Origin of the sequence: Nocardiopsis sp. B62, from assembly GCF_018070675.1 — a bacterium.
Taxonomy (GTDB): domain Bacteria; phylum Actinomycetota; class Actinomycetes; order Streptosporangiales; family Streptosporangiaceae; genus Nocardiopsis; species Nocardiopsis prasina.
Map to the genome: position 1 here is coordinate 84,585 of NZ_JAGPXK010000005.1, position 16,913 is coordinate 101,497.

14 protein-coding genes are annotated in these 16,913 nt (G+C 72.2%); 7 read left to right on the forward strand and 7 right to left on the reverse strand.

Translation table 11 applies throughout. The features are described 5' to 3' along the window. Positions 1-15: 15 nt before the first annotated feature. Positions 16-234, reverse strand: a complete 219-nt coding sequence (locus tag KBX21_RS27085) for a type II toxin-antitoxin system RelE/ParE family toxin (RefSeq protein ID WP_210841483.1) — start codon at positions 232-234, stop codon at positions 16-18. Continuing rightward, positions 221-646 (reverse strand): NUDIX domain-containing protein, encoded by a 426-nt coding sequence (locus KBX21_RS07785; RefSeq protein ID WP_210841484.1) that lies wholly within the window; start codon positions 644-646, stop codon positions 221-223. Before KBX21_RS07785 ends, KBX21_RS27085 begins: the two co-directional genes overlap by 14 nt. Before the next feature lie 136 nt (positions 647-782). Between KBX21_RS07785 and KBX21_RS07790 the strand changes: the two genes are divergently transcribed. The 3 genes from KBX21_RS07790 to KBX21_RS07800 all read left to right on the forward strand — a co-directional run bounded on the left by KBX21_RS07790 (position 783) and on the right by KBX21_RS07800 (position 2,928). Beyond that, positions 783-1,883: a zeta toxin family protein gene (locus tag KBX21_RS07790; protein WP_247665409.1), complete on the forward strand. Its 1,101-nt coding sequence runs from the start codon at positions 783-785 to the stop codon at positions 1,881-1,883. Between the two features lie 11 nt (positions 1,884-1,894). Then, entirely contained in the window at positions 1,895-2,482 is a 588-nt protein-coding gene (locus KBX21_RS07795) for an LURP-one-related/scramblase family protein (RefSeq protein ID WP_210841485.1), read from the forward strand. Positions 2,483-2,691: 209 nt separating this feature from the next. After that, positions 2,692-2,928, forward strand: coding sequence for a hypothetical protein (locus KBX21_RS07800; RefSeq protein WP_017544066.1), 237 nt, complete (start codon positions 2,692-2,694; stop codon positions 2,926-2,928). Between the two features lie 25 nt (positions 2,929-2,953). On the opposite strand, the gene KBX21_RS07805 is transcribed toward KBX21_RS07800, so the two are convergent. From KBX21_RS07805 to KBX21_RS07820, 4 genes are all read right to left on the reverse strand, one after another. Further along, on the reverse strand, positions 2,954-4,600 hold the full coding sequence (locus KBX21_RS07805; RefSeq protein WP_210841591.1) for a DNA repair helicase XPB: 1,647 nt from the start codon (positions 4,598-4,600) through the stop codon (positions 2,954-2,956). A 117-nt stretch (positions 4,601-4,717) separates the two neighbouring features. Then, on the reverse strand, positions 4,718-4,960 hold the full coding sequence (locus KBX21_RS07810; RefSeq protein ID WP_307869173.1) for a hypothetical protein: 243 nt from the start codon (positions 4,958-4,960) through the stop codon (positions 4,718-4,720). A 339-nt stretch (positions 4,961-5,299) separates the two neighbouring features. Beyond that, a complete protein-coding gene (locus KBX21_RS07815) occupies positions 5,300-5,722 on the reverse strand; it encodes a hypothetical protein (RefSeq protein WP_049569462.1) in 423 nt (140 codons plus the stop codon). A 154-nt stretch (positions 5,723-5,876) separates the two neighbouring features. Further along, positions 5,877-8,330: a helicase-associated domain-containing protein gene (locus KBX21_RS07820; RefSeq protein ID WP_210841487.1), complete on the reverse strand. Its 2,454-nt coding sequence runs from the start codon at positions 8,328-8,330 to the stop codon at positions 5,877-5,879. A 153-nt stretch (positions 8,331-8,483) separates the two neighbouring features. On the opposite strand from KBX21_RS07820, the gene KBX21_RS07825 reads away from it, so the two are divergent. The 4 genes from KBX21_RS07825 to KBX21_RS07840 all read left to right on the forward strand — a co-directional run bounded on the left by KBX21_RS07825 (position 8,484) and on the right by KBX21_RS07840 (position 14,603). Further along, positions 8,484-9,242, forward strand: a complete 759-nt coding sequence (locus KBX21_RS07825; protein ID WP_210841488.1) for a hypothetical protein — start codon at positions 8,484-8,486, stop codon at positions 9,240-9,242. 504 nt (positions 9,243-9,746) lie between these two features. After that, a complete protein-coding gene (locus KBX21_RS07830; protein ID WP_049569450.1) occupies positions 9,747-10,130 on the forward strand; it encodes a cold-shock protein in 384 nt (127 codons plus the stop codon). A gap of 339 nt (positions 10,131-10,469) precedes the next feature. Continuing rightward, the gene (locus KBX21_RS07835) at positions 10,470-11,225 is read left to right on the forward strand and encodes a DUF3027 domain-containing protein (protein WP_049569448.1); all 756 of its coding nucleotides are present in this window, start codon (positions 10,470-10,472) and stop codon (positions 11,223-11,225) included. A gap of 246 nt (positions 11,226-11,471) precedes the next feature. Beyond that, positions 11,472-14,603, forward strand: coding sequence for a sacsin N-terminal ATP-binding-like domain-containing protein (locus tag KBX21_RS07840; RefSeq protein ID WP_210841489.1), 3,132 nt, complete (start codon positions 11,472-11,474; stop codon positions 14,601-14,603). Between the two features lie 1,116 nt (positions 14,604-15,719). On the opposite strand, the gene KBX21_RS07845 is transcribed toward KBX21_RS07840, so the two are convergent. Beyond that, positions 15,720-16,565 (reverse strand): MOSC domain-containing protein, encoded by an 846-nt coding sequence (locus KBX21_RS07845; RefSeq protein ID WP_210841490.1) that lies wholly within the window; start codon positions 16,563-16,565, stop codon positions 15,720-15,722. Between the last annotated feature and the right edge of the window lie 348 nt (positions 16,566-16,913).

Sequence of the window (16,913 nt, forward strand, 5' to 3'; positions counted from 1 at the left end):
GCGCAACGGCCTGCCTCATTCATGGGCGGTGGAACGGTGTCCGACGCGCACCACCCAGATGATGAGCCGATCGTTCTCCAAGGTGTGGATGACCCGGTGGTCCCCCACACGGAGTCGCCGCACTTCGGGACTACCGGCCAGGGCTGTGGTTCCGTGTCCCAGGGGGTCGCTCACATCGAATAGCGGCTCCGCCACCAGCGAAGCATCCAGGAAGCGCGTCCTAGGGAAGCTCACCGCGCTGGTGGAGGAGCTCGACCAGCTCGCGCACGGCCGGGGCGCACAGGTCGCGCTCGGCGTGGGAGACCCACACCGCCTCCTGGATCTCGTTGTCCGGCACGATCTCCCCGTCGTGCTCGGCGGCGTAGCAGACCAACCGCACCCGGGTCCCGGGCGCCTGTGCGTGCGCCTCCTGGTCGATCTCCGCGACCGGGCGGAAGGTGCCGGGGCGCAGGACCACGCTGACCTCCTCCAGGGTCTCGCGGGCCACCGCCTCCTCGTCGCTCTCGCCGGGCTCACGCTTGCCGCCGGGGATGTACAGGAGGTCCCTGCCTTTGGGGCGCACGCACAGCAGGCGGCCGTCACGCACGTGGACCCAGGCCAGGGCCTCGATGACGGTGGGGGGTGAGGGAAGTGAGTTCGCGGACATGTGGCCACTTTAGGTCGCGGCGTGCTGGGGCGAACGGCCGCTTCCGGGTGACCTGAGACACTAACCTCGTCGGGTAGGCGGTTGCGTACACCCACGGCCCCGCGCACCGGCCGGGCCACGGCGAGAGCGGACGAACATGGCACCCTCCCCCTCCGGAACCGGCCCCGGCATGGGCCCCGACCCCTCGGCCGATCGCGCCGGGGCGGAGGTCATTCCCCTCCTCGCGGAGAGCTCCAGCGGCGGGGTCCCGCCCCAGACGACGGAGCAGCGCCAGGAGCGCGAACGCACCTACAACCTGTACAGCGCGGCGATCGGCGCCTGTACGGCACGTCTGGAGAAGGACCCCGAGCTGTCCGAACGCGCCGCGCGACTGCTCTCCGAGGAGGCGCGGCTGCCCTTCATGACCCCCGACGAGGTCGCCCGCGCGAACGCCGAACTGCCCCGGACCATCGGAGAACTCCGGGCGGACCCCGCGCAGCCGACAGCCGGTGCCACCCCCGGTGAACTGGGACGTCAGCTCACCGATGCCGAACTGGACTCGCTCTTCGACCTCGCCCTGCGGGACCGGCTCACCGGCGCCCCGCGTGAACGCCCCCGGCTTCTGCTCCTCGGAGGCCAGCCCGGCTCCGGCAAGTCCACCCTCCAGCGACTCCTGCTGCCGGTCCTGCCGCCGGGGACGGTCAGCTACGACGGCGACGACCTGCTGAGGCTTTCGCCCGACTACGAGTGGTCCATGACCGCCGACGACAGGGCCGCCTCCACCTCGGTGTCCATGCAGGTCGGCGGATTACACGGGCGAGCCATGGAGCACGTGCGCCGGGGCCGCCACGACGTCGTGTGCAGCCACCCGTTGGGCCGCGCGGACTGGGCCGCCTCATGGGTGCTGGGCTTCAGGGAGGCCGGGTACAGGGTGGAGGTCGCCTTCATGGCCACGCACACCACCAACAGCCGGTTCTCGATCTTCGACCGCCACGAGCGCGCCACCCGGGACCAGGGGTTCGGCCGCTGGCTGCCGGAGATCCACCACGACCGCTTCTACCTGGGGGTGCCCAACACCGTCGAGTTCCTGGAGACCCACCACCTCGCGGACTCGGTGTACGTGCTCTCACGGGAGGGCGAGGTCCTGTACGCCAACCACCAGCGGGACGGGGCCTGGCGGTCCGAGCCCTTCGGCCGGATCGCGCTGGAGGCCGAGAGGGGCAGACGCGAGCTGTGGCGCCGCGAGGACACGCCCTAGGGTCGTGCCCCATGGACCTCCTCACCGCGAACCCCCTCCTGGTACGCCAACCCAGGCGCTTCATGGTCGACGTCTCCGACTACGAGATCCACGACCAGTCCGGTCGGCGGATCGCCTGGGCGCGTGAGCAGGGCGCGGGCGGGGGCGTGCAGGTGTTGCGGCAGCTGTCCGGCAGCACCGAAGGGTTCGAGAGACGGGTGCACGTCACCGACCCGAACGGGGCGCTCCGGCTCGTCATCCGCAAGCACTGGTCCTGGATGACCGCGACCACCAGCGTGAGCCTGCCCGACGGCCAGCCGGTGGGCACCATCGAGCAGGACCTGACGTTCTTCCGGGCCAGCTTCACCCTGGTGGACGCGTGGAAGCGCCGGCTCGGCACGATCGAGGGCGACCTCGTCGGCCGGGACTTCAGGATCAGCGACCACAACGGCCACGAGGTCGCCAGGGTCGATCGGCGCCTGCCCGACCTCGGGGAGTTCCTCACGGCGGCGGACAGCTACGCGCTGCACCACCGTTACCCCTCCCTTCCGGAGCCGTTGCGCACCCTGGTGGTGGCCTGCGCGATCGCCATCGACCTCGTGCTGCGTGAGGGGAAGTGACCCCCGGAGCGTGCCGGGCCGCGCGCTCAGGTCTGCAACCGGGCGAAGCCTTGGGGTGTCCTGGATCACCCGAATTCCGAACGTGGTTCGGTTTGGCTGGAAGGCCCGGTCACGACCTGGATGCGGTCGTGACCCGGGGCGATCCGGCACCGCCGAAACGGTACGGTCTTGGGAGTACGACCGCTTGAACGATCCGATCGGGGGACGACGTGTTCTGTGGTGATCCCGGCAGTCCCGGCTACACCGCGTGCGCCGCCCAGTCCCAGCTGTTCGCGCTGGCCTCGGTGATCCCCGCGCTGCTCGGCCTCGCCCTGTTGGTGGCCGCCTTCACGGCGCCCTCGGTCCGGGGCGACCGGTTGCTGCGCACCCGGACCCTCAGCTACTCCCTCATCGCCTGGGGCATCGCCGCAGGGACCTACGTGATCGGCGTCCTGCCCTCGCTCTGACCGGCGTGGTGGCACACCGCTCCGGTCAGATCTCCTCACCGGCGAGCAGGTCGCCCGCGTCGGCGATGCGGTACGCGTATCCCTGCTCGGCCAGGAACCGCTGCCGGTGCGCGGCGTAGTCCTGGTCCAGGGTGTCCCGGGCGACCACGGCGTAGAACCGCGCGGTGCGGCCGTCCGCCTTGGGCCGCAGCACACGGCCCAGCCGCTGCGCCTCCTCCTGTCGCGAACCGAAGGATCCCGACACCTGGACCGCCACCCCCGCCTCGGGGAGGTCGATCGAGAAGTTGGCGACCTTGGACACCACCAGGGTGCGCAGCTCACCCGAGCGGAAGGCGTCGAAGAGGCGCTCACGCTCCTTGTTGCGGGTCTCGCCCTTGATCACCGGTGCGCCGAGCCGCTCGCCGAGTTCGTCGAGCTGGTCGATGTAGGAGCCGATCACCAGGACCTGCTCCTTAGGGTGACGCTCCACGATCCGCCGCACCACGTCGGTCTTGGTCTCCGAGGACGCGCAGAACCGGTACCGGTCCTCGGGCTCGGCGGTCGCGTACGCCAGCCGCTCTGAGTCGGTCAGGTCCACCCGGACCTCCACGCAGTCGGCCGGGGCGATCCACCCCTGGTTCTCCATGTCCTTCCACGGGGCGTCGTAGCGCTTCGGCCCGATCAGCGAGAACACGTCGCCCTCCCGGCCGTCCTCACGGACCAGGGTGGCGGTCAGACCGAGCCGACGACGGGCCTGGAGGTCGGCGGTCATCCGGAAGATCGGCGCGGGCAGCAGGTGCACCTCGTCGTAGACGACCAGGCCCCAGTCCTTGGCGTCGAACAGTTCCAGGTGCGTGTACACGCCCTTCCGGCGCGCCGCCATCACCTGGTAGGTCGCGATGGTGACCGGACGGATCTCCTTGCGGGTCCCCGAGTACTCGCCGATCTCGTCCTCGGTGAGGGAGGTCCGCTTCAGCAGTTCGGTCTTCCACTGGTGCACGGACACGGTGTTGGTCACCAGGATGAGGGTCGTCGCCCCGGTCATGGCCATCGCGGCCGCGCCGACGATGGTCTTCCCGGCGCCGCAGGGCAGCACGACCACGCCGGAGCCTCCCGCGTGGAAGCTCTCGGCGGCCTCCTGCTGGTAGCCGCGCAGTTCCCAGTCGCCGTCGGCGAGGTCGATGCTGTGGGCCTCGCCGTCCACGTACCCGGCCAGGTCCTCGGCGGGCCAGCCGATCTTCAGCAGGGCCTGCTTGAGGTTGCCGCGCTCGCTGGGGTGGACGGAGACCGAGTCCTCACTGATCCGCTCGCCCAGCATGCCCTTGACCTTCTTGGCCCGGACGACCTCCTCCAGGACGGCGCGGTCCGAGGACTCCAGGACCAGGCCGTGCCGGGGGTCGCCGACCAGCCGGAGCCGCCCGTAGCGGTCCATGGTCTCGGCGATGTCCACGAGCAGCGAGTGCGGCACCGGGAACTTCGAGAAGCGCAGGAGCGAGTCCACGACCTGCTCGGCGTCGTGCCCGGCCGCGCGCGCGTTCCACAGGGCCAGCGGCGTGATCCGGTAGGTGTGCACGTGTTCGGGGGCGCGTTCGAGCTCGGCGAACGGCGCGATGGATCGGCGGCACTCCGGGGCGAGTTCGTGGTCGATCTCTAGCAGGAGCGTCTTGTCGGACTGGACGATCAGGCAGGACACACGGGGCCTTCCGGCGGGTACGGGCACTGACACGGGGACGAGGGTCGCCCCAGGTGCAACACGGGAACCCCTCTGATCATGCCCGTACCCGGGTGGGGTTCGTTACGGTCGCGGGTGTCAGACCCCCAGATAGAGGATCAGGGACGCGATCACCATCACCGGGAGCAGAAAGACCACCGAGAACGCCGTGTAGGCGAAGGTGGCCGTCCATGTGTAGCGGATGTACCGCTCCACCGCGTTGGTGTCCGGGACCTTCGTCAGGGCCAGGACGCCGAGGACGATCCCGGGGACGTTGGCGAACAGCACGACGAACCACAGGCCCAGGGAGACGCCGAGGACCTGGACCAGCAGCGTGCTCACGGCCACGATCAGAGCCGCGACCGCCCCGCCCACACGGGGCGGCGGACCGGAGGGTGGCGGCGGTCCCGTCCAGGGCCGGTGGGCCGGAGCGACGGGCTGGTACGCCTGTGGCGCCGGTCCGGGAGGCGGCGGTGGCGCCGGACGCGCGACGGGGGTTCGCGCGGGCACGCCGGACCGGGGGACGGAGGTCCGTCCCCGCTCCCAGAAGGCCCTGGGGTCGCTCCGGTCGCCGTTCACCGCTGGTCCGTGCCCCCTTACGCCGAACACCGTCTGTGGTCGCATACCCGCCGCACCCGGGTGGGACGCGGACGATCCCGTACTCGTTGCCCCAAACCGGGGTCAGAAGTTCACCACGGGAACGATCTGCTGGATCCAGTTTCCCGCCTGGGTGAACATCACGAAGGTCAGCACCAGCATCACGAAGAACATCACTCCCGCGGCGCCCAGGCAGTACCAGGAGTACCGGGTGAGGACCTCGGCCTGGTCCGGGCGCCCACGGTCCCGGGCGTGCGCGGCCCGCACCGCGAAGGTGATCCCGGCGATCCCGAAGATCCAGTTCATGCAGCACAGCGCTGTCACCGCGTGCAGGATGAGCGCCATGGTGGAGCTGTTGGCCCCACCCGTCGACCCCGCGGGGCCGGGCGTGCGGCGGTCGTCGTCGAGATCCCGCTCGGGCGCCCGGTCCCGCCCCTCGACGGTGCGGTCCTCGCGCGCCCGGTCGCGGGGGGAGGAGGCTCCGGGGGGCAGCGGTGCGTTGCTCATGGGGTGTCTCTCGCCGTCGTTGATCGACCTACGCCACTCTAGCCCGCCCGCCCCGTCGGTGTTCTCCGCGCCGGGCGTCAACTGAGCCGGGCGTCAGCCGAGCCGCCAGTCGAGGGCCCGGGCGCCATGCGGTCTCCGACCATGCCCGGGCGGGTCAGTCGGAGGGGGCCAGCTCGGCGACACCGGTGATGCGGTGGATGGCGAAGCGGTGCACGGCGTCGCGGGTGGTGTCGTAGGCGGTGAGGAAGCCACCGTCCACACGGGAGGGCTCGACGATCCGGCTGACCTGGCGGCCGTCGGTGTCGGTGTACCCGATCCACACCCTGCGCTCGGCCGTGGCGGCTTCCGCGAGGACCTCCATGACGGCGGAGGCGCGGGACCCGGCGGTGCCTCCCTCCGGCAGCGACACCGGCACACGGGCCACGGTGGCGGCCTCGTCCCCGGCGCGCAGCGCGCGTACGGCGGCCCGGGTGAGCTCCGGAGTCGGCGCGCCCTCGACGGCCGTGGAGGGCTCCGGGTCGGCGCGGCGCACCTCGGGGCGGCCCAGCCGCATCGTGCCGTCACCGCTCTCGGGCACCGGGTGGTACCCCAGCTGGCGCAGACGCTCGGTGAGCGCCGCGCGGTTCAGCCCGCTCACCAGCACGGTGGGAGCCAGGAGCAGGAGTTCGAGGTCGGCGGCGCGGCGGTCGGAGACCAGCTCGGTGAGCAGCGCGGGTTCGTCGCAGCGCAGGTAGCTGGAGGCCGTTCCGGTGCGCAGTCTGCCGTGTCTGCGACCCGCGTCCGACACCAGGTAGCGCAGGGCCTGCGGCAGAGGGGTGCGCGAGTGGCGCTCCAGCAGCCCGGTGATGTCGGCGACCCCGCGTCCGGCGTCAAGCGCCCGGCGCACGGAGTCCTCGGTGAAGCGGTACACGGTGGCGCCGCCGGTGGACTCCACGTCAGCGACCAGCGCCAGCTCCCGGGCGAGGTCGGTGACGAGCGGACCCGGCGCGACGGCGGTCAGGTCGCCCTGCACGAGGACGTAGTCCAGCGGTTGCGGGAGTTCGGTGGACAGCACGCGGGCGGCGGTCTCGTCGGCGTCCTCGTCGAGGGTGAGCAGGGGCCGCGTGTGCTCGGCCAGCGCCCCCATCCCGGTGAGTCCCAGCGCCGCGGCCTCGATCAGGGCGGCCCCGACCAGTTCCGAGTACACGGGGGACTGGCGGCGAGGGCGGCCCCACGCCAGCCGTGCCATGAGTGAGTCCTCGTCGGGAGCCAGGCCGGGTTCGGCCTCGCCCAGCTCGGTGAGGAGATCGCGGCGGGACTGCGGGGCCGCGGGCCGCACCAGCCCGGGGCCGAGCACGTTGCGCACGCGTCCGCCCGCGTCGCGCGAACCGGTCAGCGCGGCCACCCGGTCCGAGCCGAGCCAGGCCCGGGCCAGGAGCAGCCACCGGCGCTCCGGCGCGCGCTCGCGCCACAGGTCGTACTCGCGGGTCGGCAGCCACTCACCGGCGACCCGGTGGTCGGTCCCGATCAGCCCGGCGGCGCGGACCACCTCCAGGTACAGGGCGGCGGTGTCCTCGTCAGTGTCCATGGCCTGCGCGGCCCGGCGCAGGTCGCGCACGCCCAGGCCGCCGTTGCGCAGCACGGCGGCGGGTTCCTGGGTCCAGCGCTCCAGCAGCTCCTCCACCGCGCGCAGCACGGTGAAGGCCTGCCCGGCGGCGGCGCGGGCGACGGCCTCGGGAGGGACCGGGCGCCCCTCGAAGGCGGGCGGCGCGGTGTCGACCTCGCGGAACAGCACGCCGGAGCGCAGGTGCAGTCCGACCTCGCGGGGCATGGTCAGGGTGTCGTCGCTCGTGGCCACCAGCAGACCCCGGGCGATGAGCTCCTCGACCGGTGAGGCCGCCGTGGCCAGGCTGACCTCCCGGCGGGCGTCGGTGACGGTGCCGTTGGGCGGCCCCCACGCGAGGTTGTCCAGCAGACGCCGCGCGGGTGCCTCCACCTGGGCGGTCAGGGTGGAGAGCCGCGCGGGGTCGGACAGCGCGGTGGCGACCGTCTCCACCGGGGTACTGGCGGTGCTGTGCGGGACGAGGTCGCGGGCCAGCCGACGGACGGCCTCGTGGGGGAGCGCAGCCAGGAGGGCCCGTGCGGGCGGTCCAAGCTGGGCCGGGTGGGGCAGGAGTTCACGCAGGACCTGGACGGGGCGCAGCCGCCCGTGGTCCGGCCAGACCAGCGCGAGGGAGAGCAGGGTGTCCAGGGCCGCGTCCAGTGCTTCCGTGCCCCGGCCACCGGCAGGGGTCAGGTCCAGCCCGTGGGCGAGCTCCGCGGGCTGGGCGCCCACCGGTTCCGAGAGCCGGTCGTCGCCCAGCGCGACCACGGCCTCCAGGACCTGGAGGGTGAACCGGTCGAGCCGTTCCAGGGCGCGCAGCGCCGCGTTGCGCGAGGTCGCGCGGTGGGCCAGGGCGCCGATGTCGGCGGGGACCGGCTGCGCCAGGTCCGGGCGCGCGTCCAGGAGGGCGGTCAGCTCCTCGTCGGAGCGCGAGCGCAGCCAGGAGGTGAACGTGGGGGGCCGCCCCGGCGGGTCGCCGGGGTCGCCCGTGCCCCGGCCGGACCCGGGTGGCGCGTAGTCGGTCATCGGATCAACGCTAAGTGATGGACCGGGGCGGAGCACACCCGCTCCCGGTGCCTCCCCCTTCACGGCGAGCCGAACCGTATCGGAGGAGAAGTCTGCGACCGAAAAGGAGGGGGAGGGGTTAAAAGGCAGGTCAATGTGGGCCAATATGGGGCCATGACCCAGCGCTCCGAACAACTCGTACTCGACTATCTCTCCGAGGTCGGACTCGCGCTGTACGGTCGTGTGACGGCCAGGGAACGGACCGCCTATCTCAGCAGCCTGCGGGCGCGCATCGACGAGCGCCGCGAGGCCGAGGGCGACGACGTCGACACCGTGCGGCGCGTCCTCCGTGGCTTCGGCTCCCCCGAGCACATCGTGCAGGAGGAGCTCACCGGCCGGGCGGTCGACCTCGAGGACGACGAGATGATCCCGCCCAAGCCACGTCACGCCGACCGTCCGGCACCGCCCTGGCGCGGCGGCCCCAACCAGGGGTTCATGTCCCTGTTGGAGGGTCCCAGCCAGACCGACCTGCGCATGGACGGCCGGGTCGCCCGCAAGCCCGGGGTGACCCGCAACAGCCTCATGCTGGTCCGGCACCACGCGCCCGAGGCCGTGGCCCTGGTGATGCTCGTCCTGACCGGCGTGTGGTGGGACGTGGCCTTCCTGTGGGTCCTCGGCGCCGCCCTCGTCTTGCTCAGCCAGGTGTGGAGCACCCTGGACAAGTGGGTCGGCGTGGGACTCCCCCTGCTGGCCTGCGTGGTCGGCACGGCCCTGTGGACCGGGGAGGCGAAGTTCGTCGACCAGTACATCCAGCAGGCACTGCCGGCCACCGGGGTCCCCGCCCTCGCTCTCACCTCGCTGGCGTGCGTGGTGTACCTCTTCCCGAAGGCCGCCCGCGCGGCCCGGGTCGCGGACCGGGCGGCGCGGAGCTGACCCCGTCGGGGTGCCCGATCACCCCGAACCGGTCCGTTTCGTCATTGGTTGGCAAACCCTGGGGAATAACCTCTTCCGGCCCGCCCGTTGCCGCGTATCCGCCTGGGGTGCGTCGGGTATTCATGTCGGTACACCGCCGCTGTCGCTTCTGGGCGGTGCACGATGGGTGGTCCGGCCTCCAGCCCGGGCGCCGACTCGTCGACGGCGTCCCTGACTCCGCCGAGTCCCGTCCCACACTCCGCACCCAGCGGTGACGGGGACGACGTCGACCGCGAGGCCCGGGTGAGCCGTATCCGGGCCTCGTTCCGTGCCCCCTGCGCCCCTGGTCGCACAGGTGGCGCGCGGGAATCGGTCCCGCACATAACCCCTCGCCTTGGCCGGGCCTCGGGCACTAACCTGGGGGACCACCCATGGAAACCAGGGGCCGCCCGGGGCGGGGGAACAGGTGGACGGCACCGTTTCCGACGTCGCGCGCGCCCGTCAGTGAAAGCATGAGGTCTCTACGTGCCCACCGGCAAGGTCAAGTGGTACGACGGCGACAAGGGTTTCGGCTTTCTCACCCAGGACGACGGGGGTGAGGTCTTCGTGCACTCCACCTCGCTGCCGGCCGGAACCACCACCCTGAAGCCCGGCCAACGGGTCGAGTTCGGCGTGGCCGACGGGCGCAAGGGCGCCCAGGCGCTCCAGGTCAGGCTCCTGGACACGCAGCACTCGGTGGCCAGGGCGCGGCGCAAGAAGCCCGACGAGATGGTGCTCATCACCGAGGACCTCATCAAACTCCTGGAGAACGTCTCCAACGGCTACCGCCGGGGCCACCACCCCGACAAGCGCGAGGCGGCCAGAGTCGCCGCCGTGCTGCGCGTGGTCGCCGACGACCTGGAGGCCTGACTCTCCGGGGATCGACCCGTGAGGCCTGGTCAGGGCCGTGGTGTACGTGTTCGGCGTGCGCCACGGCCTTCCCTCCTTCTCGGAGCCCTTCGTTCGCGTTGGGGGTGGGCTGGCCGAAAAAACGTGTGACTTCCTGTCCTGAACCCCCGGAATCACGGCGGGTGAGTGCCCAGATCGCCCGTATCCGCCGTCTCCGGTGGCACAAGACTCCGTCAAGAGGTCGTATCGGGCGAACCTTGACCCGCGTTATGGTCAAATCGGTGCCCGCGATCAGTGAGAATGGTGAACGTGAGCCCTTCTCGACGTTCTCCTGTACCAGACAAAGCATGTGTCGACGCGGTGGATCTGGCCCGCTCGGTGGCGGCGGAGGTCGGGCGACCCGAATGGGTCGGTGAGCACCTCATCGCCCAGGTCGAGGACACGCGCCTGGTCACCCACTACTTCCAGTGCCTGGACCCCTCCTACCCGGGATGGACCTACTCGGTCACCGTCGTCCGCGCCTCGCGCGCCAAGGACGTCACGGTCAACGAGGTCGTCCTGCTGCCCGGCGAGGGTGCCCTGGTCGCTCCCAACTGGGTGCCCTGGAAGGAACGGCTGCGCCCCGGCGACGTCGGTGTGGGGGACCTGCTCCCCACCGAAGAGGACGACGAACGTCTCGTCCCCGGCTACGCGCAGGTGCCCGACAGCGAACTCGACGCCGAGGGCATGGACAAGCAGATGGTGTGGGAGCTGGGCCTGGGCCGACGCCAGGTGCTCTCCGAGGTCGGCCGCGAGCAGGCCGCGGAGCGCTGGTACAACGGCGATCCCGGACCGCGCAGCCCCATCGCCACGGCCGCCCCGGCGGCCTGCGCCACCTGTGGGTTCCTGACCCCGCTCGCGGGTGAGCTGCGCCAGATGTTCGGCGTGTGCACCAACGAGTACGCCCCCGACGACGGCAGGGTCGTGTCACTCGACCACGGTTGCGGAGCCCACTCCGAGGTCCGTCGCCCCGGCCCGCAGAACGAGCCGGTCGCACCGGTCGTCGACGAGATGGGGTACGACCACATCGTCTTCGACGACACCACGGAACTGGAACTGGTCTCCAGCGACTCCTGACGACACCCGTCGCGGAGCCCGCCACACGGGCCGATCCACCTGATCAACGGGTCCCGTCGCACACGCGGCGGGGCCCGTTCCCGTGCGTGCCCCCACCCCCGCGCCACGCGAGCCGCCCGGACCCGAACCGCCGCGCTCGTGGGCTAGGGTCGACCTACCATCAAGCTCGCCCTGTCGCTCCCGTCCCGTGGCCGCGTACACGTGTCGGGCTGATCGGACCGCGCGCAGCGCAGGAGGAGACCCACCATGGCCGATCCGGTGACCGCTTCGGTGGCTGACACCTTCCACACGGCCGAACTGCGCCGTCGCGTGCTGTCGGCCTGGGCCGACGCACCCGCCCGGTTCCGTGAGGACGCCAACGCGGAGGAGGACTTCGCCCTCGGCGGCTACCGCGACCGGGTGGTGGTCGAGCTCGCGCAGAACGCCGCAGACGCGGCCCGCCGCGCGGGGGTGCCCGGCCGTCTGCTCCTGGCCCTGGAAGGTGACCGCCTCACCGCCGCCAACACCGGTGCGCCGCTGACCTCGGACGGCGTCGAGTCGCTGGCCACGCTGCGGGCCTCCAGCAAACGCGACGACCACGGTTCGGCGGGTCGGTTCGGGGTCGGGTTCTCCGCCGTGGTGGCGCTCAGCGGCGACGTCACCGTGGTCTCCGGCGGCACGGCCGTGCACTTCTCCGCCGAGCGGGCCCGTGCCGTGGTGACGGACCTGCTCGACGCCGACGGCACCCACGCCGACCTCGCCGACGAGGTGGGCCGCCGCGCCGGGCACGTGCCCATGCTGCGCCTGCCCTTCCCCGCCGACGTCGTGCCGGACCGCCCCGAGGGCGACTACGACACCTACGTCACGCTGTCCCTGCGCGAGGGGACCCGTGACCGCGTCGTGGAGCTGTTGGACCGCACCGGCGAGGCGCTGCTCCTCGCCCTGGACGGGCTCTCCGAGGTTCGCGTGGTCGTCGACGGCGAGGAGCGCACGCTCACCCGCTCGGGCGGTGACGAGGAGGCCGGGACCGACCTGGTCACCACCCACTCCGACGCCGGTGGCAGCCGGGTCACGCCCTGGCGCGTCCTGCGCCGCTCGGGTGAGTTCGCCCCGCACCTGCTCGCGGACCGCCCCACCGAGGAACGCGAACGCTCCGCGTGGTCGCTGACCTGGGCCGCGCCGGTCTCCGCCGACGGCGGAGTGGGCGCGCTGCCCGCCGACGTCGAACACGTCGTGCACGCCCCCACCCCCACTGACACCGAGCTCGACCTGCCCGCCGTGCTCATCGGCACGTTCCCCCTGGGGGCGGACCGGCGCTCCGTGCAGCCGGGCGCCGCCACGGACCTGCTGCTCATGGAGGCGGCCGACGCCTACTGCGCGCTCCTGCGCCGCTTCACACCCGCGGCCGCCCTCGACCTCGTGCCCGCCACCCGGGTGGGCGGCGGCGCCGTGGACGCGGTCTTCCGCACCCGAGTGGCCGAGCCGCTCCAGGACACCCCGTTCCTGGTCACGGCGGCCGGTCATCCCCTCGCCCCGCGTGACGCCGTCCTCCTGGACAGCGGTGGAGCCAGCGGCGCGGCCGACCTCGTCGACCTGCTCGCCGAACTCGTCCCCCCGCTGCTGCCCGGCTCCTGGAGCCCACGGCACCCGGCCCTGGCCGCCCTGCGCGTGCGCCGTCTGGGCCTGGCCGACCTCGCCGACCTGCTCGGGGACACGCAGCGCCCGCCGGAGTGGTGGCGCGGGCTCTACGCGGCCCTGGGCAGCGCCGGGAACGGCGGCGCCGACCTCGACGAACTCGGATCCCTTCCGGTCCCCCTGGCCGACGACCGCCTGGTCCGGGGGCCGCGCTCGCTGCTGGTGCCCACCGAGGACTGGGCGAGGGTCACCGACGTCGACGGACACCGGCTCGACCCCGCCGCCCTGGCCACCCTGGGAGTGCGCGTGGTGCACCCCGAGGCGGCCCACCCGCTGCTGCTGCGCCTGGGCGCCGTGGAGGCCGGGGCCGCCACAGTCCTGGCCGACCCCAACACCGAGGCCGCGGTCCGGGAGTCGTTGGACGCCGAGGACCCCGAACCCGTCGCCGAGGCGGTCCTGGACCTGGTCGCCGCCTCCGGCACGACGGTCCGGGACGCTCCCTGGCTGTCCGAACTCGCCCTGCGCGACGACGAGGACGGCTACTCGATCGCCGCCGAACTCCTCGTGCCCGGCGCGCCCTTGGCCGACCTGCTTGTGGACGACGCGCCCTTCGGCACCGTGCACGACGACCTCGTCCGACGGCACGGCACCGACGCCCTGCGCGCCGTAGGAGCCCTGTGGGAACTCACCGTGGTGCGCACGCAGGAGGCCGCCCTCGGCGATGCGTCGCTGGCCTTCGACGGCGCCGGTGACGAGGGACCGGACGGTCTGGACGACTGGACCGACGAGGTCCTGGAGCGCGTGGGTGACCCCGAACTCCCGCCGGTGGTCCCCGAACTGGTGTGCGTGGCCGACCTCGACTACGTCGCCGACGACGCCTGGCCGCAGGCCCTGGCGATGCTCTCCCGGGAGCCGCTGCGCGAGGCCGTCACCGAACCCGCCCGGCTGGTCATGCCGGACGGTCGGGTGATCGACGTTCCCTCCTACACCGCCTGGTGGCTGCGCACCCGGGCGCTCCTGGACGGCCGCGCCCCGGTCGAGCTGCGCACGGCCGACGCCGATCCGGCGCTGGCCGGGCTCTACGACGAGGTGCCCGCCGACGTCGACCCCGAGTTCGCCCGCGCGCTCGGTGTGCGCACGACCCTCGCCGAGCTGTTGACGGACCCGGACGGCGCGGACGACCTGCTCAACCGGTTGGCCGACCCCGCCCGGCACGCGAGCCGCTCCTCCCTGCGCCGCCTGTGGACCGTGCTGGCCGAGGCCGACGCGGACCTCGTCACCCCGCCCTCACTGGTGCGCGCGGTCAAGGACGGGTCGATCGTGGTGGCCGACGCCGAGGACGCCGTGGTGGTGGACTCCCCGGACCTGCTGCCCCTGGTGGCGGACCGGCCGTTGGTGCTGGCCGAGGCGGTGGCCGCCGAGCGGCTGGCCGACGTGCTGGACCTGGACCTGGCCTCGGAGAGCGTGACCGGCAAGGTGAACTCGGCCGGTCGTATCCGCGCGGTCCCGGACGAGGCCGCCCTGTTCCTCGCCGGTGACCGGGAGCCGGACCGCACGTACCTGCACCACCAGCAGCTCACCGTGGACGGTGTGGAGGTGGACTGGTACACGGGCGACGGCTCGGTGCACGCCTCCGGAACCGAGGGGCTGGCCCGGGCCCTGTGCTGGCGGGCCGGCCAGTGGTCCCGCCGCCACCTGCTCGCGGCCGTGCTCCGTGACCCGTCCTCCGCCGCGCACCTGCTGGCCGAAGCCGACCTGGAGTAGCCCCAGGGGGTCATACGCCGTAGTGACCCGCATCTCAGCAGTTCCCGTGCCGCGTTGAGCGACACCCCGCGCCCCCGCGAGGGTTTGGCACGCGCTGTCGTGAGGCACAGACGCGCAGCGCGCACCCCAGGGAGTCAGAAGCGCACCCACGAGAAGCGCCCCCCGAAGGGGGCGAAGAGGTACAGACGCGCAGCGCCCCGCACCCCTGGGGGTTCGAAGCGAGCCGCAAAGAGGAACGCCCCACACCCCCCGGGGTCAACCACGCGCTGTTGCGAGGTACAGACGCGCAGCGCCCCGCACCCCTTGGGGGTTGGAAGCTCCGCCGTGCGCTGTAGTAGCCCGCACGGCGCAGTTCCCCTCAGACTCTGGGGGTCTAGAAACGGACACGTGTGTGCCCTGGTTGGGGTGTGCGGGTTGGCGGGAGTGCGGTGGGGCGGCGCTGGGGCGGCGGGGGTTTTCGCCGGTGCTGGGGACACGTTCTTCTAGAGCGCGTCGGTTGTCCTGGGGGGTGGGCCGGCTGCGTTCCTCGCGCTTTTTCATACTGCCGGTGGTAGAGGCCGAGGGCACGTCCAGCGAGGTGCGTAGCGGCCACTGATGGCTGCCACAGCAACCTCCATCTGGCTCAGTTGGATGAATACCGGGCTCCCGCCAGTACCGGGGGGTGGCCCGAACCCTCATCACAGACGCTCGAACGAAGAACCCACGCAGACCCCTTCACCCCGCACCCGACCACCAGATCCAAGCGCACCCGACCCAGCCCCCCAGACCCACCCACCCCTATGGCGAGTTCTTGGACCCTTCCTCCCACCCCTCGCGCGCCACCACCCTCAACCGAACTAACCCCTGCGCCCCGATGTCCCCGCGTTACCACCAGGCTGCCTCTGTCCGCGCCGATCAAGCCCCGACACCCAACCCCGGACGCCCGCTGCGCGACCTGCGCACCTGCCCGACCTGCGCACCTGCCGGACCTGCGCGACGCGCGTGACCTGAGCGACCTGAGCGACCTGTGCGACACAGCGAAACCCCCTTCCCCGGACACTAGGGAAGACAGGCCCGCTCACATGGATGGCAGCTCTCCCGCTCTCCCACCAACAGCGAAAGCATCCACAACACCCCCTACGCCTCGGGAGCTTCGGCCCACTCCGTGACGTCCAGGGCGTCACCCACCGACACCACACCCGGGCCGGTCACCGCGAACTTGGTGCAGAAGGCCACGCCGCCGTCGGCGACGCGGCGGTAGGCGGCGAGGGCTCGCAGCGGCTCGGGCCCGCGCCTGTCCCCGGTCTCCTGGTCGACGGTGGTGACCGCACAGCGGGTGCACATCTTCGCGTAACTCAGTTCGGTGGTGCCCACGCGGACCCGGCGGATCAGGTCCTCCGTGTGCGGCTCCGCCCACCCGGTGACGACGACGTTCGGCCGGAACCGGGCCATCGGCACGGCCTGGGCGCCGTTGGCAACGATGTGCTCGTTGAGCTGCTCCAATGAGCGCGTCGACCCGATCACGGCGGCGTGGCCGTCGGCGAACCCGGCGGTGCCGGGGGTGACACCGTTGGTCACCCGCCGGTTGTCGTCGGGGACCCGCACCAGACGGCTGGTGCGGCCGAACAACTCGCTCAGCCACCCGGCCACCTCGTCGCCCTGGTCCACTCCGACGAGCGGGTTGTTGTGCACCGTCACGTCCACTCGGGGACCTTCGGGGTCCACGTCGACCTTGACGGGTGAGAGGCCCTCGGTGCTCAGGACCAGCCGGGAGCCGTCCCGGGTGAGGTCGGGCACGATCCGAGCCATGCGCGGGTCCCTGCGCTGGCTGCGGAAGTCACCTGAGTCGTCGACCACCATGAACGAGCGGTCGTGGGTGATCCCGGCGGGGGTGAACTCTGCGGTGCTCAGGGGGAGACCGGCGCATCCCTTGACGGGATAGACGACGAGGGAGGACACGCGGGCGGTCGGAGTAGGGCTCATGTCGAAGACGCTACCGGCCCGTCACCGCATCCGTCCGCCAGACCCTTCCGACGGGACCCCGACTGGTGCACCCGTTCAACGGGACTTATTCGTGTCGACCGCCCCGACCACCTGACCGCCCCAACCCACTTGACCGCCCCAACCCACCCGACCGACCCGGTCCATCCGACCCACCAGACCCTTCCGTCGGGACCCGATTGGCGCACCCGTTCAACGGGACTTATTCGTGTCGACCGCCCCGACCCACCTGACCGCCCCGACCCACCCGACCGCCCCGACCCACCCACCCGACCCACCCGACCGCCCCGACCCACCTGACCGCCCTGACCCACCCACAGTGCTTGCGCC